Here is an 11,811-nt window from a genome sequence, read left to right on the forward strand (position 1 = left end):
TTTTTGCCGATCCTCGAGCGCAAGGCGGGCCGGGTGCTGGCCAATGGCTTCCCGACCGGCGTCGAGGTCTGCGACGCGATGGTCCACGGCGGCCCTTACCCGGCATCGACCAACTTCGGCGCGACCTCGGTCGGCACCCTGTCGATTCGCCGGTTCCTGCGCCCCGTCTGCTACCAGAACCTGCCGGAAGCGCTGTTGCCCGCCGATCTTATCTGAGTTGCCGTTCCTTGACGGTTACGCAAATATATCATACAACCTGTATGATAAGTTTTGAAAGGTCCACGAAATGACCCCCGATACCCTCAAGACCGCCCTCGGCTCCGGCCTGCTGTCCTTCCCGGTCACCCATTTCGACGCCGAGGGCCGCTTCGCCCCGGAGAGCTACAAGGCCCATGTGGAGTGGCTGGCTGGCTACGATGCCCCGGTGCTCTTTGCTGCGGGCGGTACGGGCGAGTTCTTTTCGCTGACCCCTTCGGAAATCGGCCCGGTGGTTGCGGCCGCCAAGGAAGTCTCGGGCGACACGGCCATCGTTTCGGGCTGCGGCTACGGTACAGAGCTGGCCATCGAGATCGCCCAATCGGCCCAGGCGGCGGGCGCCGACGGCATCCTGCTGATCCCGCATTACCTGATCGACGCGCCGCAAGAGGGCCTCTTCACCCACGTCAAGGCAGTCTGCGATGCGGTGGACATCGGCGTGATGATCTACAACCGCGACAATGCGCAGTATGAGGTCGATACGGTGGCGCGCCTCTGCGATGCCTGCCCGAACATGGTCGGCTTCAAGGACGGCTCCGGCGATATCGGGCGCATGCGCCAGATCACCGCCAAGATCGGCAACCGCCTGACGTACCTTGGCGGGATGCCCACGGCCGAACTCTTTGCTGAAGCCTACCTTGGCATCGGCTACGAGACCTATTCCTCGGCCGTGTTCAACTTTGTCCCGGCTCTCGCCAACAAGTTCTACGACGCCCTGCGCGCCGGAGACCGGGCCACCTGCGAGCAGATCCTGAACGACTTCTTCTACCCCTTCATGGAGCTTCGCGCGCGCCGCAAGGGCTACGCGGTCTCGGCGATCAAGGCCGGCGTGCGCCTGGCCGGGTTCGATGCCGGCAAGGTGCGTCCGCCTCTGGACGATCTGACCCCGGCAGAGGAAGATACCCTCGCCAAGATCATTGCCGCCAATACGTGAGGGCCCCCATGAAGGTCGCGGAGATCCGCACCCACCTGTTGGAACACCGGCTTGAGACGGCGTTCGAAAGCGCCACCATGCGCTTCGACCGTCGCCAGCACCTGCTGGTCGAGGTCATCTGCGAAGACGGCACAACGGGCTGGGGCGAGTGCCTCGGCCCGGCCGGTCCAAATGCAGCGATTGTCGCCGCCTATGCGCCCCATGTGATCGGCCAGAACCCCCTGGAAACAGAGAAGATCTGGGCCACCTGCTACAACGCCCTGCGCGATCAGGGCCAGCGCGGGCTGACCATCACGGCGCTGTCGGGCATCGATATCGCGCTCTGGGATCTCAAGGGCAAGATCCTGGAACAGCCGGTCTCCGTCCTACTCGGCGGGCGCTGGCGCGAGCAGATCGAGGCCTATGCAACGGGCTCCTTCAAACGGGACGGCGTGGACCGCGTGGCGGACAACGCCGAGGAAATGGCAGGCCATGCGGCTGCCGGGTTCCGCCGCATGAAGGTGAAGATCGGCTTCGGGGTCGAGGAGGATCTGCGCGTGATCGCCGCCGTCCGCGAGGCCATCGGCCCGGATCGCCGCCTGATGATCGACGCAAACCATGGCTATACGGTTAACGAGGCCGTGGAACTGGGGAACAGGGCGGCGAAATACGGCATCGACTGGTTCGAGGAACCCGTCGTGCCGGAACAGCTCGACGCCTATCTCGAGGTGAAATCCCGCCAGCCGATCCCGCTGGCTGCCGGAGAAACCTGGCACACCCGTTGGGGGTACCGCGATCCGATGCAAAAGCGTGTGATCGACATCATCCAGCCCGATATCTGCGGCATGGGCGGGCTGTCGGAGGCCAGGAAGGTAGCAGATCTGGCCTCGGTCCACGGCATCCGCGTTGTGCCCCATGTCTGGGGCACGGCGGTGCAGATCGCCACGGCGTTGCAGTTCATGTCGGCCATGGTGCCTGACCCGGTGCGCAACTCCCCGGTCGCCCCGATCCTGGAGTTCGACCGCACCCACAACCCCTTCCGCCAGGCCGTGGTCACCACGCCGCTGGAACATCAGGGCGGCTTCGTCACTGTCCCCGACGGCCCGGGCCTGGGGATTGAGATCGACCGCGACGCGCTGACCCGTTTCGCTCCGAAAGGCTGACGCATGATCGACCGCAAGCTCTCGGGCGCCAAGCCCCTGACCGCAATGCCGAAAGGTGCCGTCGACACGCAGATGCACATGTATTTGCCAGGCTTCCCGGCCCTGCCCGGTGGCCCCGGCCTGCCGCCCGATCCGATCCCCACGCCCGACATGTACCGGCAGGCCATGGGTTGGCTGGGCATCGACCGGGTGGTGGTCACCCAGGGCAACGCACATCAGAAGGATAACGCCTGCCTGCTGGCCTGTCTGGCCGAGATGGGCGAGGCTGCCCTTGGCGTCGCGGTGATCACGCCCGAGACCACCAAGGCAGAGATCGAGACGCTCTCGAATGCAGGCTGCGTCGGTGCCCGGATCATGGACCTGCCGGGCGGTGCCGTGGGTCTGGAAGCTCTGGAAGCGATCGACGCCAAGGCCCATGCGGCGGGGTGGATGATGGCGGTGCAGTTCGACGGATCGCACCTGCCGGAACTTGAGCCCCGGCTTGCAAGCCTCAGATCCCGCTGGGTTATCGACCATCACGCCAAGATCTTCTCGGGCGCCACGGCGGCGCATGTTGAAGTAATCAAACGCCTGCTGGATAAAGGCAACGCCTGGTTCAAATTCGCCGGTTGCTACGAAAGCAGCCGCGACGGCGGCCCGGATTTCCCCGATATCGCCATGGTGGCGCGCCAGATCGGCGCCCATGCGCCCGAGCGGATCGTCTGGGGCACCAACTGGCCGCATAACGCGGCCCGGGTGACCGAGGATTATCCCGATGATGCCGCGCTTCTGGACACCGCCCTGGGCTGGTGCGCGGATGATGAAGCCCGTAGGCTGGCGCTGGTCGACAACCCGGTGGAACTCTACGGATTCAAATGATGAAATTTCTCTCCCTTGGCGAAGCCATGGTGGAACTCTCTCCGGCGGAGGGGGGGCTTTTTCGGCGCGGTTTCGCCGGGGATACGCTGAATACGGCCTGGTACATGCAGGCGCTTCTGGGCGGGGGCGTGGGCTACGCCACGGTGCTGGGACGCGATGCCATGTCCGACGCGATGGAGACCTTCATCACGGGCGCAGGCATCGACACCTCGTGCATCCGTCGTGACGACAGCCGCAGTGTCGGGCTCTACATGATCTCGCTGGCCGACGGAGAACGCAGCTTCACGTACTGGCGCGGCCAGTCCGCAGCGCGGCTGCTGGCGGATGATCCGGATTGGCTGGGGCAAGTGCTGTCGGGGGTCGAGATGATCTACGTCTCAGGCATCACATTCGCGATCCTGGAGCCCGCCCGCCGCGCCGTGCTGCTGGACGCGCTGCAAACCGCGCGCGAGGCCGGCGCCCGCGTCGCCTTCGACCCCAACCTGCGGCCGCGTCTCTGGTCCTCGAGCAGTGAGATGCGCGCGGCGGTGACCGAGGCTGCGGGTTGCTGCGACATCGCCCTGCCCAGCTTCGACGACGAGGCAGGGCATTTCGGTGATATCTCCCTGCAGGCGACGGCGGAGCGCTATGCAAAGGCCGGAGCCTCGGAAGTGATGGTGAAGAATGGCGGCGGCGCCATGCTGACCTGGTATCGCGGCGCCATGGCCCCGGTGACCCCCGGCGCACCGGTGACGCCGGTCGATACCACGGGGGCGGGCGACAGCTTCAACGGTGGTTATCTCTCGGCCCGTCTTGCGGGGGCTTCGCTGGAGGAAGCCGCGCGGAAGGGCCATGCCGTTGCGGCTCAGGTGGTGCGGCACCCGGGGGCACTGATGCCGATGGATCTGCTGAAAGCTTGAGAGGGGGCAGGGGGCTCTGCCCCCATCTCCTGCGGAGATCCCCCCGCAGTATTTTCAGCCGTCTGATAGAGGCAATTGGGTGCTTGAGGGCTCCCGCATGTATCTATCCGACGGCCATAAATACTGCCGCCGGAGGCAATCGGCCGTGAGGCCGATATCCTTATCGCGCCAGCCAGCCGCCATCCACGGCGATTGTCTCGCCATGCACGTAGTTGGATGCGGGCGCGGCCAGGAAGACCGCCGTATCGGCGATGTCCTGCGGCGCGCCCCAGCGACCGGCGGGGATGCGGTCGAGGATCGCCTTCGAGCGGTCAGGGTCGTTGCGCAGGGCCTCGGTGTTGTTGGTCTCGATATAGCCCGGAGCGATGGCGTTGACGTTGATGCCCTTCGCCGCCCATTCGTTGGCCAGGATCCTGGTGATCCCCTGCACGGCATGCTTGGAGGCCGTATAGGAAGGCACCCGGATGCCGCCCTGGTAGGACAGCAGAGAAGCGATGTTGACGATCTTCGCCGGGCGCCCATCGGACAGGGCGGCGCGGGCGAAGGCCTGGCAGGTGAAGAACAGCGCCTTGGCGTTGACGTCCATCACCGCGTCCCAGTCCTCTTCCGTGAAATCGACCGAATCCGCGCGGCGGATGATGCCGGCGTTGTTGACCAGGATGTCGTAGCCCGCGCCGGCGAAGACGCCCGTTGCCGCCATGGGGTCGGCGAAGTCCAGTAGGATCTCTTCTGCCGAGGCGATCTGCGCTACCGTCTCGGCACAACTGCGACGTCCGGCGCAGACCACATGGGCGCCGGCCTCGCCCAGGGCGATGGCGATGGCCTGGCCGATCCCGGTATTGGCACCGGTCACCAGCGCCTTCTTTCCTTCCAGAGAAAAGCGGCTCATTTCAGATCCTTCGGTTGGATGAAGTCCATGTCCGTGTAATCCACGTTGTCGCCCGCCATGGCCCAGATGAAGGTGTATTCGCCGATCCCCGCGCCCGAGTGGATCGACCAGGAGGGCGAGAGCACCGCCTGTTCGTCCGCCACCACCAGGTGGCGCGTCTCTTGCGGTTCGCCCATCAGGTGCAGCACGCGGGCCTCTTCGGACATGCCCCAGTAGAGGTAGGCCTCCATCCGGCGGTCATGGATGTGGCTCGGGATGGTGTTCCAGACAGAGCCGTCGACCAGCGAGGTGTAGCCGAGGATCAGTTGGCAGCTTTGCATCACGGTGGGGTGGATGAACTGCTTGATCACCCGCTTGTTCGAGGTCTCGGACGCGCCCATCTCGACCTTGACCGCATCTTCCACGGTGATCAGCCGGTTGGGGTAGGTGGCATGGGCCGGGGCCGAGGTGATGTAGAACCGGCCCTCGCCCGAGAAGCTGATCGCGCCGGCGCCCATCCCGAGGTAGAGGACGTCGCCGCGCGCCATCTCCCAGCTTTCGCCTCCGGCCGAGACGGTGCCGGTTTCGCCGATGTTGACGATGCCCATCTCGCGCCGCTCGAGGAAGGTCGCGGTCCTGGTTTCCTCGACCTTGTCCAGCACCAGGGTGCCACCTGCGGGCACGGCGCCGCCCAGGACGAAGCGATCGTAGTGGGTGTAGACAAGGCGGATCTCGCCGCTGGTGAACATCCCCTCGGTCAGGAAATGCGCGCGCAGCGCCTCTGTATCCATGCCCTTGGCATGCTCGGGGTGGATCGCGTGGCGGGTTTCGACGGAAAGCATGGCGTCCTCGTTTGATGGCAGGCGGTTGTCTTACTTATATGAGTAGTTGTCATACAGTAAGCCGCCTGTCAAACGATAGACGCCGCGCCCGGCTCAGCCGCGCAGCAGGCGCCGATAGCGGGTCTGGCTGCCCTTCAGGTGCTGGCGCATGGCAGCACGGGCGGCGGTCTCGTCGCCGTCGAGCACGGCGTTGACGATGCGCTCGTGCTCCTGCTTCAGCAGCGCAAGGTAGTCGGCCGAAACCGCCCCGCCGTTCGAGGTCAGCCCGTGCCGCGGGATCATCTGGGCGCCCAGCATCCGCAGCACTTCGACGAAGCGCGGGTTGTTGGTTGCCTCGGCGATGGCCATGTGCAGGTTGAAGTCGGCCTCGTGGTTGATGCCGCTGTCCTCGGCGCCGTCATTGACCGCCCGCAGGGCGCCGATGATCTTCTCTTCCTGTGCCGGAGAGCGCCTCTGTGCCGCCAGGGCCGCGGCTTCGACCTCGATCGCGGCACGCAGTTCCAGCAGTTCGATCATCGAGGACAGCCTGTCGGTATCCACGTCCGAGAAGGGGGCCACGGCGGCCGGGGCGGGCTCGATCACGAACACGCCGGCGCCACGTTGCGGATCGACAAGGCCATCGGCGCGCAGGGCAGCGACGGCCTCGCGGACCACGGTGCGCGAGACGCCGTACTCCTCGGTCAGCCGGGCCTCGCTGGGCAGGCGGTCGCCGGGCTTGTACTGACCCGAGGTGATCTGGGCCCGCAGGCTGTCCAGCACCTCGACCACAAGGGTCTTCCTCTTCGGGGGCATCTGCATCTCTGGCTCGGCTCCGTTCTGCATCGCTTCCGCTGGCGCCGAACCTGTATGATGTCTTTGGCCCGGAGAGGCAGCGGTGCGGCGGATAATTGGCTTGCGACGGCCAAATTAGCAGGGGTGATCAGAAAAAGGAACCTGTATTCATCCCGCGGAACCGGCAACTTTGTGGCGCACCTGAGAAATTGTCATACAAGTTGTTGACACCCCTCGGTGCCGGGCCTACCCAAAGGGCGCATGACAGGGGAGGGCTCCATGCTGATCCGCGAGATCGAGGCGATCACGTTCCGCCACACCACCCGCCGCCATTCCGACAGCGCAGGCCATGCCCATCCGGGCGATCCACATGACGTGTTGCAGGCGATGCTGGTCATTCGGACCGAGGATGGCCATGCCGGCTATTCCTTCTGCCCGCCCGAAGTGGTGCGGCCGCATGTGCTGGACAAGTTCGTCCGCAAGGTGCTGATCGGGCAGGATCACCGCGACCGCGAAAGGCTCTGGCAGGAGCTGGCGCATTGGCAGCGCGGCTCGGCGGCGCAGTTGACTGACCGCACGCTGGCGGTGGTGGACTGCGCGCTCTGGGACCTGGCGGGGAGGTCGCTGGACCAGCCCGTCCACAAGCTGATCGGCAGCTATCGCGACAAGGTCCTGGCCTATGGCAGCATCATGTGCGGAGACGAGATCCCCGGCGGCCTCGCCACCCCCGAAGACTACGGCCGCTTCGCCGAGACCCTGGTGGCGCGCGGCTACAAGGGCATCAAGCTGCACACCTGGATGCCTCCGGTCAGCTGGGCCCCCGACGTGAAGGCCGACCTGCGCGCCTGTGCCGCCGTGCGCGAGGCGGTCGGTCCCGATATCCGGCTGATGATCGACGCCTTCCACTGGTACAGCCGCACCGATGCCCTGGCGCTTGGGCGTGGCCTCGAGAAGCTGGGCTTCGACTGGATCGAAGAGCCGATGGACGAACAGTCCATGTCTTCCTACGCCTGGCTGGCCGATCAGCTGGATATCCCGGTGATCGGTCCCGAATCCGCCCATGGCAAGCACTGGCACCGCGCCGAGTGGATCAAATCGGGGGCCTGCGACATCCTGCGGACCGGGGTCAATGATGTCGGGGGTATCACCCCGGCGCTGAAGACCATGCATATGGCAGAGGCCTTCGGCATGGACTGCGAGGTGCATGGCAATACCGCAATGAACCTGCAGCTTGTCGCTGCCACCAAGAATTGCCGCTGGTACGAAAGGGGGCTGCTGCATCCCTTCCTCGAATACGATGATGGCTATGATTACCTGAAGTCCCTGTCCGACCCGATGGACGCCGAGGGCTTCGTCCATGTCCCGGATCGTCCCGGACTGGGCGAGGACATCGACTTTGCCTTCATCGAGTCCCGCCGCGTCTGACGGCGTCCCGCGCAAGCCCATCCACGGCCCGTGACAGCGCTGTCTCGGGCCGTTTGCATGGACCCGGGTGCAGGGGCCGGACATGCAAAAGCGCCGCTGCAGGGCGGGTTCTGGCAAGCAAATATCTGGGAAAAGTGGCAGCCCGTAGGGGAATCGAACCCCTCTTTCCAGGTTGAAAACCTGGCGTCCTAACCGATAGACGAACGGGCCACGCTGGCGTGAGGCGGTTTCTATGAAAACCGGGCATCCTCCGCAAGGGTTTTCTTTGCCTTTGTGGCAGTTTTTTTACGGCCGGGCTGCGAGGCTGCCAGGGGAGCCGTAACCCGCTGAATTGCCTCAGCTTTCAGAGGCGGGCGCGGCATCTTCCAGGCGCAGCTGCACCTTGCGGCGGCCGCCCCAGTCGTTGATCTCGAGCTTGCCCGCCAGGTGGAAGGGACGTCCGCCGTGGCCTTCCAGCGCGGGGCCGAGGTCGCCGTCGAAAGCGCCGAAGCAGATTGCCTCGATCCGCCCGCCCATGCCGTCCGAAAAGGCGATCTTCAGGTGGGTTTCGCCAACCCGCTTGGCGAAGGAAATCCGCTGCGCCGGGAAGGCGAAGCGTGGGGCAGGGGCCGAGGCGCCGTAGGGGCCGGCCTGCTCCAGCATCTCGACCAGCTCGGGGGTGGCCGCGCCGGGCATCAGCATGGCGTCGATGCGCAGGTCCGCCGGACCGGCTGCGCCCGCGCCCTGCTTGTCCAGCAGTTCGGCCAGCCGCGCCATGGCCGGTTCCAGCTTGTCCCGGGCCACGGTCAGCCCCGCCGCCATCTTGTGTCCGCCGCCTTTCACAAGCAGCCCCTCGGCGGCCAGCTTCTGTATCGAGGCACCAAGGTCCACCCCCGCGACGGAGCGACCCGAGCCCTTGCCCTCGTCGCCGTCGAAGCCGATCACCACGGCCGGACGGTTGGTGGCCTCTTTCAGGCGCGAGGCGACAATGCCGACGACGCCGGGGTGCCAGCCCTCGCCGGCGGCCCAGACCAGCGGCGCCTCGAGGCCCCGGGCCTCGGCCTGCGCCATGGCATGGGCGCGGACCTCGGCCTCGATCTCGCGGCGCTCGGTGTTGAGCTGGTCCAGCCGCTCGGCCAGGCGCCTGGCCTCCGTCGGGTTGTCGGTTGCCAGTAGTTGCGCGCCAAGGTCGGCGGCGCCGATCCGCCCGCCTGCGTTGACGCGCGGCCCCAGCAGGAAGCCGAGGTGATAGGCGGCGGGGGCGGTGGTCAGCCGCGCCACGTCCGACAGCGCCGAAAGGCCGGGGCGTTCGCGCCGGGCCATCACCTTCAGCCCCTGCCGCACCAGCGCCCGGTTGACCCCGATCAGCGGCGCCACATCGGCCACGGTGGCCAGGGCCACGAGGTCGAGAAGGCTCATCAGGTCGGGGCCCTGCACCTTTTCCTCGCGCAGCTGGCGGTTGGCCTCGACCAGCATCAGGAAGACCACGGCCGCGGCGCAGAGATGGGCCAATGCGCCGTCCTCGTCCTGCCGGTTGGGGTTCACCACGGCCACGCAGTCGGGCAGGGTCTCTGCGCCCAGGTGGTGATCCAGGATCACCACGTCGCAGCCCGCCGCCGCCACCGGCTCGTGGCTGAGGGTGCCGCAGTCGACGCAGAGGATCAGGTCGTGGGCCCGGCCAAGCTCTTGCATGGCGGGGACGTTCGGGCCGTAGCCCTCGTCGATGCGGTCGGGGATATAGAGCGTCGCCTCGCGTCCCATGCGGCGAAGCCAGTCGATCAGCAGTGCGGCAGAGCTGCCGCCGTCGACGTCGTAATCAGCGAAGATGGCGATCCGCTGGCGCTGCTTCACGGCCAGAAGGAAGCGCGCGGCGGCGGCTTCCATGTCCAGCAGCGAGCGCGGATCGGGCAGCAGGCTGCCGAGCTTGGGATCGAGGAAGGCGGCGGTTTCGCCCGGGGCCACGCCGCGGCGGGCGAGGATGCGGGCAAGGGCGTCGGGCAGGTGGTCTTCCTGCACGATGGCTTCGGCCTGGCGCTCGACCTCGGCCCCCGGACCGATCCAGCGTCGGCCTGTCAGGGAAGCGGAAACGTCGAGGAAATCCATGGCCTTGCCTCTGCCTCACGAATGGAGGGGGCCCGCGGCCCCCTCAGGTTCAGACGGTCTCGATGCGCAGGGCCACCGGTTGGCCCTCGACCACGCCGGTGCCGGCCATGCCGGCGATGGCGATGTCCAGCGCCGCGCGGGCGGTCTTGTGGGTGACGATCAGCACCGGCGCGCCGGCGCCCTCGTGGTCGTACTGGCGCATCCGGTGAATCGAGACCCCGGCCTCGCCCAGCACCGAGGCCACCTTGGCCAGCGCGCCCGGCTTGTCCTGCAGCGTCAGGCGCAGGTAGTAGGGGGCCGGGGTGTTGGAAACGGCGCCATTGGTCTCGCGCAGGGTCGCGGCGGGCTGGCCGAAGACCGGCAGGCGGAAGCCGCGTGCCACGTCGCAGATGTCCGACAGCACGGCCGAGGCCGTCGGGCCTTCGCCCGCACCGGCGCCACGCAGCACGATTTGACCCACGGCATCGCCTTCCAGCACCACCATGTTGGTGCCCCCCTCAAGCTGGCCCAGCGGAGAGGTCGCGGGCACCAGGCAGGGCGCCATGCGCTGTTCCAGCCCGCGGCCGGTCATCTGGCTGACGCCCAGAAGCTTGATCTTGAAGCCCATGTCGGCGGCGGCGCGGATGTCTTCCAGGGTGATGCGCTGGATGCCCTCCAGCTCCATCTTGCCGAAGGCGACGCGGGTGCCGAAGGCCACCGAGGCCAGCAGCGACAGCTTGTGACCAGCGTCGATGCCGCCGACGTCCAGGGTCGGGTCGGCCTCGAGGTAGCCCAGCTTGCCGGCCTCGTCGAAGAGCGTCTCGTAGCTGCTGCCGGTGGCTTCCATCCGGGTGAGGATGTAGTTGCAGGTGCCGTTCATCACGCCCATGACGCGGGTGATGTTGTTGCCTGCCAGGCCCTCGGTCAGGGCCTTCACGACGGGGATGCCCCCGGCCACGGCGGCCTCGAAGCGGATCACGCGGCCCTTGGCCTCGGCCAGCTCGGCCAGCTCCTGGCCGTGGATCGCCAGCATCGCCTTGTTGGCGGTGACCACGTCCTTGCCGGCGTTCAGCGCTGCTTCGGTCGCGGCCTTGGCCGGGCCGTCCGAGCCGCCCATCAGTTCCACGAAGATGTCCACGTCATCGCGCACGGCCAGGACCACGGGGTCGTCTTCCCAGGCGTAGCTGTCCAGGGGCACGCCGCGATCCTTGCTGCGATTGCGCGCCGAGACGGCGGTGACGGTGATCTCGCGCCCGGTGCGGGCGGTCAGCATCGCGGCCTCCTTGCGCAGGATCTTCAGCACGCCGATGCCGACGGTGCCGAGGCCGGCAATCCCCAGTCGCAGGGGGCCTGCTTTTTGGGGGTCGGGGCGCTTGGACAGGCTCATGGGATGACTCCGAATTTCGTCGCGGGATTTCCGTTGCATGGGCCTACCGCCTTCGGAAGCCCCATGCAACGCGACTCTGCGCGCCTGCGGCGGATTGGATGTCAGGTGTCGAATTCCCGGGCGCGCAGGGCCTCGGCGCGACGGCGCAGAAGGGCGGCACGGGCGGCCAGATCTGCCTCGGTGGTCTCGCCGATGCGTGGCTCTGCGGCTGTGCCGGCGAGGATCCGGTAGGCCGGAACAAGCTCTGGGTAGGGGCCTTCGGCGGCGGCCGTGGCGCTTTCGGGCAGGGGCGGCCGGCCACAGCCCGCCAGGGCGATCAGCAGCAGCGCTGCGGCAGTCGGCAAGTGGGGCGCGCGGGCGGTCATGGCC

Annotated in this window: 11 protein-coding genes, 1 tRNA gene and 1 pseudogene; 6 read left to right on the plus strand and 7 right to left on the minus strand. The window is 67.0% G+C overall.

The window, feature by feature from the left end:
- The 5 genes and pseudogenes from OS124_RS0121735 to OS124_RS0121755 form a co-directional block, all read left to right on the plus strand.
- Positions 1-216 (plus strand): annotated as a pseudogene (locus tag OS124_RS0121735) (aldehyde dehydrogenase (NADP(+))); the annotation flags it as partial.
- 70 nt (positions 217-286) lie between these two features.
- A complete protein-coding gene (gene kdgD / locus OS124_RS0121740; RefSeq protein ID WP_010142121.1) occupies positions 287-1,189 on the plus strand; it encodes a 5-dehydro-4-deoxyglucarate dehydratase in 903 nt (300 codons plus the stop codon).
- Between the two features lie 8 nt (positions 1,190-1,197).
- A complete protein-coding gene (locus OS124_RS0121745) occupies positions 1,198-2,331 on the plus strand; it encodes a mandelate racemase/muconate lactonizing enzyme family protein (protein WP_010142122.1) in 1,134 nt (377 codons plus the stop codon).
- Between the two features lie 3 nt (positions 2,332-2,334).
- A complete protein-coding gene (locus OS124_RS0121750) occupies positions 2,335-3,189 on the plus strand; it encodes an amidohydrolase family protein (protein WP_010142123.1) in 855 nt (284 codons plus the stop codon).
- Positions 3,189-4,088: a PfkB family carbohydrate kinase gene (locus tag OS124_RS0121755; protein ID WP_010142124.1), complete on the plus strand. Its 900-nt coding sequence runs from the start codon at positions 3,189-3,191 to the stop codon at positions 4,086-4,088. Before OS124_RS0121750 ends, OS124_RS0121755 begins: the two co-directional genes overlap by 1 nt.
- A gap of 160 nt (positions 4,089-4,248) precedes the next feature.
- On the opposite strand, the gene kduD is transcribed toward OS124_RS0121755, so the two are convergent.
- From kduD to OS124_RS0121770, 3 genes are all read right to left on the minus strand, one after another.
- Positions 4,249-4,977 (minus strand): 2-dehydro-3-deoxy-D-gluconate 5-dehydrogenase KduD, encoded by a 729-nt coding sequence (gene kduD / locus OS124_RS0121760; RefSeq protein ID WP_010142126.1) that lies wholly within the window; start codon positions 4,975-4,977, stop codon positions 4,249-4,251.
- Positions 4,974-5,798 carry a 5-dehydro-4-deoxy-D-glucuronate isomerase gene (gene kduI / locus OS124_RS0121765; RefSeq protein WP_010142127.1) on the minus strand — a complete coding sequence of 275 codons (825 nt, stop codon included), beginning with the start codon at positions 5,796-5,798 and terminating at the stop codon, positions 4,974-4,976. The genes kduD and kduI overlap by 4 nt, the downstream gene beginning before the upstream one ends.
- Before the next feature lie 93 nt (positions 5,799-5,891).
- Positions 5,892-6,590 carry a FadR/GntR family transcriptional regulator gene (locus tag OS124_RS0121770; protein WP_237708154.1) on the minus strand — a complete coding sequence of 233 codons (699 nt, stop codon included), beginning with the start codon at positions 6,588-6,590 and terminating at the stop codon, positions 5,892-5,894.
- A 258-nt stretch (positions 6,591-6,848) separates the two neighbouring features.
- On the opposite strand from OS124_RS0121770, the gene OS124_RS0121775 reads away from it, so the two are divergent.
- A complete protein-coding gene (locus OS124_RS0121775) occupies positions 6,849-7,994 on the plus strand; it encodes a mandelate racemase family protein (RefSeq protein WP_010142129.1) in 1,146 nt (381 codons plus the stop codon).
- Positions 7,995-8,129: 135 nt separating this feature from the next.
- On the opposite strand, the gene OS124_RS0121780 is transcribed toward OS124_RS0121775, so the two are convergent.
- From OS124_RS0121780 to OS124_RS0121795, 4 genes are all read right to left on the minus strand, one after another.
- Positions 8,130-8,204, minus strand: a tRNA-Glu gene (locus tag OS124_RS0121780).
- A gap of 126 nt (positions 8,205-8,330) precedes the next feature.
- Entirely contained in the window at positions 8,331-10,076 is a 1,746-nt protein-coding gene (gene recJ, locus OS124_RS0121785; RefSeq protein WP_010142130.1) for a single-stranded-DNA-specific exonuclease RecJ, read from the minus strand.
- Positions 10,077-10,125: 49 nt separating this feature from the next.
- Positions 10,126-11,442 carry a homoserine dehydrogenase gene (locus OS124_RS0121790; RefSeq protein WP_010142131.1) on the minus strand — a complete coding sequence of 439 codons (1,317 nt, stop codon included), beginning with the start codon at positions 11,440-11,442 and terminating at the stop codon, positions 10,126-10,128.
- Between the two features lie 101 nt (positions 11,443-11,543).
- Positions 11,544-11,807: a hypothetical protein gene (locus OS124_RS0121795; RefSeq protein ID WP_010142132.1), complete on the minus strand. Its 264-nt coding sequence runs from the start codon at positions 11,805-11,807 to the stop codon at positions 11,544-11,546.
- Between the last annotated feature and the right edge of the window lie 4 nt (positions 11,808-11,811).

Origin of the sequence: Oceanicola sp. S124 (genome assembly GCF_000220565.1) — a bacterium.
Taxonomy (GTDB): Bacteria; Pseudomonadota; Alphaproteobacteria; order Rhodobacterales; family Rhodobacteraceae; genus Pseudooceanicola.

Bases quoted from the DNA above. Each gene is read 5' to 3' on its own strand.
- OS124_RS0121770 (WP_237708154.1), bottom strand. From the start codon at position 6,590: ATGCCCCCGAAGAGGAAGACCCTTGTGGTCGAGGTGCTGGACAGCCTG.
- kduI (WP_010142127.1), bottom strand. From the start codon at position 5,798: ATGCTTTCCGTCGAAACCCGCCACGCGATCCACCCCGAGCATGCCAAG.
- OS124_RS0121750 (WP_010142123.1), top strand. From the start codon at position 2,335: ATGATCGACCGCAAGCTCTCGGGCGCCAAGCCCCTGACCGCAATGCCG.
- OS124_RS0121745 (WP_010142122.1), top strand. From the start codon at position 1,198: ATGAAGGTCGCGGAGATCCGCACCCACCTGTTGGAACACCGGCTTGAG.
- OS124_RS0121755 (WP_010142124.1), top strand. From the start codon at position 3,189: ATGAAATTTCTCTCCCTTGGCGAAGCCATGGTGGAACTCTCTCCGGCG.
- recJ (WP_010142130.1), bottom strand. From the start codon at position 10,076: ATGGATTTCCTCGACGTTTCCGCTTCCCTGACAGGCCGACGCTGGATC.
- OS124_RS0121775 (WP_010142129.1), top strand. From the start codon at position 6,849: ATGCTGATCCGCGAGATCGAGGCGATCACGTTCCGCCACACCACCCGC.
- OS124_RS0121790 (WP_010142131.1), bottom strand. From the start codon at position 11,442: ATGAGCCTGTCCAAGCGCCCCGACCCCCAAAAAGCAGGCCCCCTGCGA.
- kduD (WP_010142126.1), bottom strand. From the start codon at position 4,977: ATGAGCCGCTTTTCTCTGGAAGGAAAGAAGGCGCTGGTGACCGGTGCC.
- OS124_RS0121795 (WP_010142132.1), bottom strand. From the start codon at position 11,807: ATGACCGCCCGCGCGCCCCACTTGCCGACTGCCGCAGCGCTGCTGCTG.
- kdgD (WP_010142121.1), top strand. From the start codon at position 287: ATGACCCCCGATACCCTCAAGACCGCCCTCGGCTCCGGCCTGCTGTCC.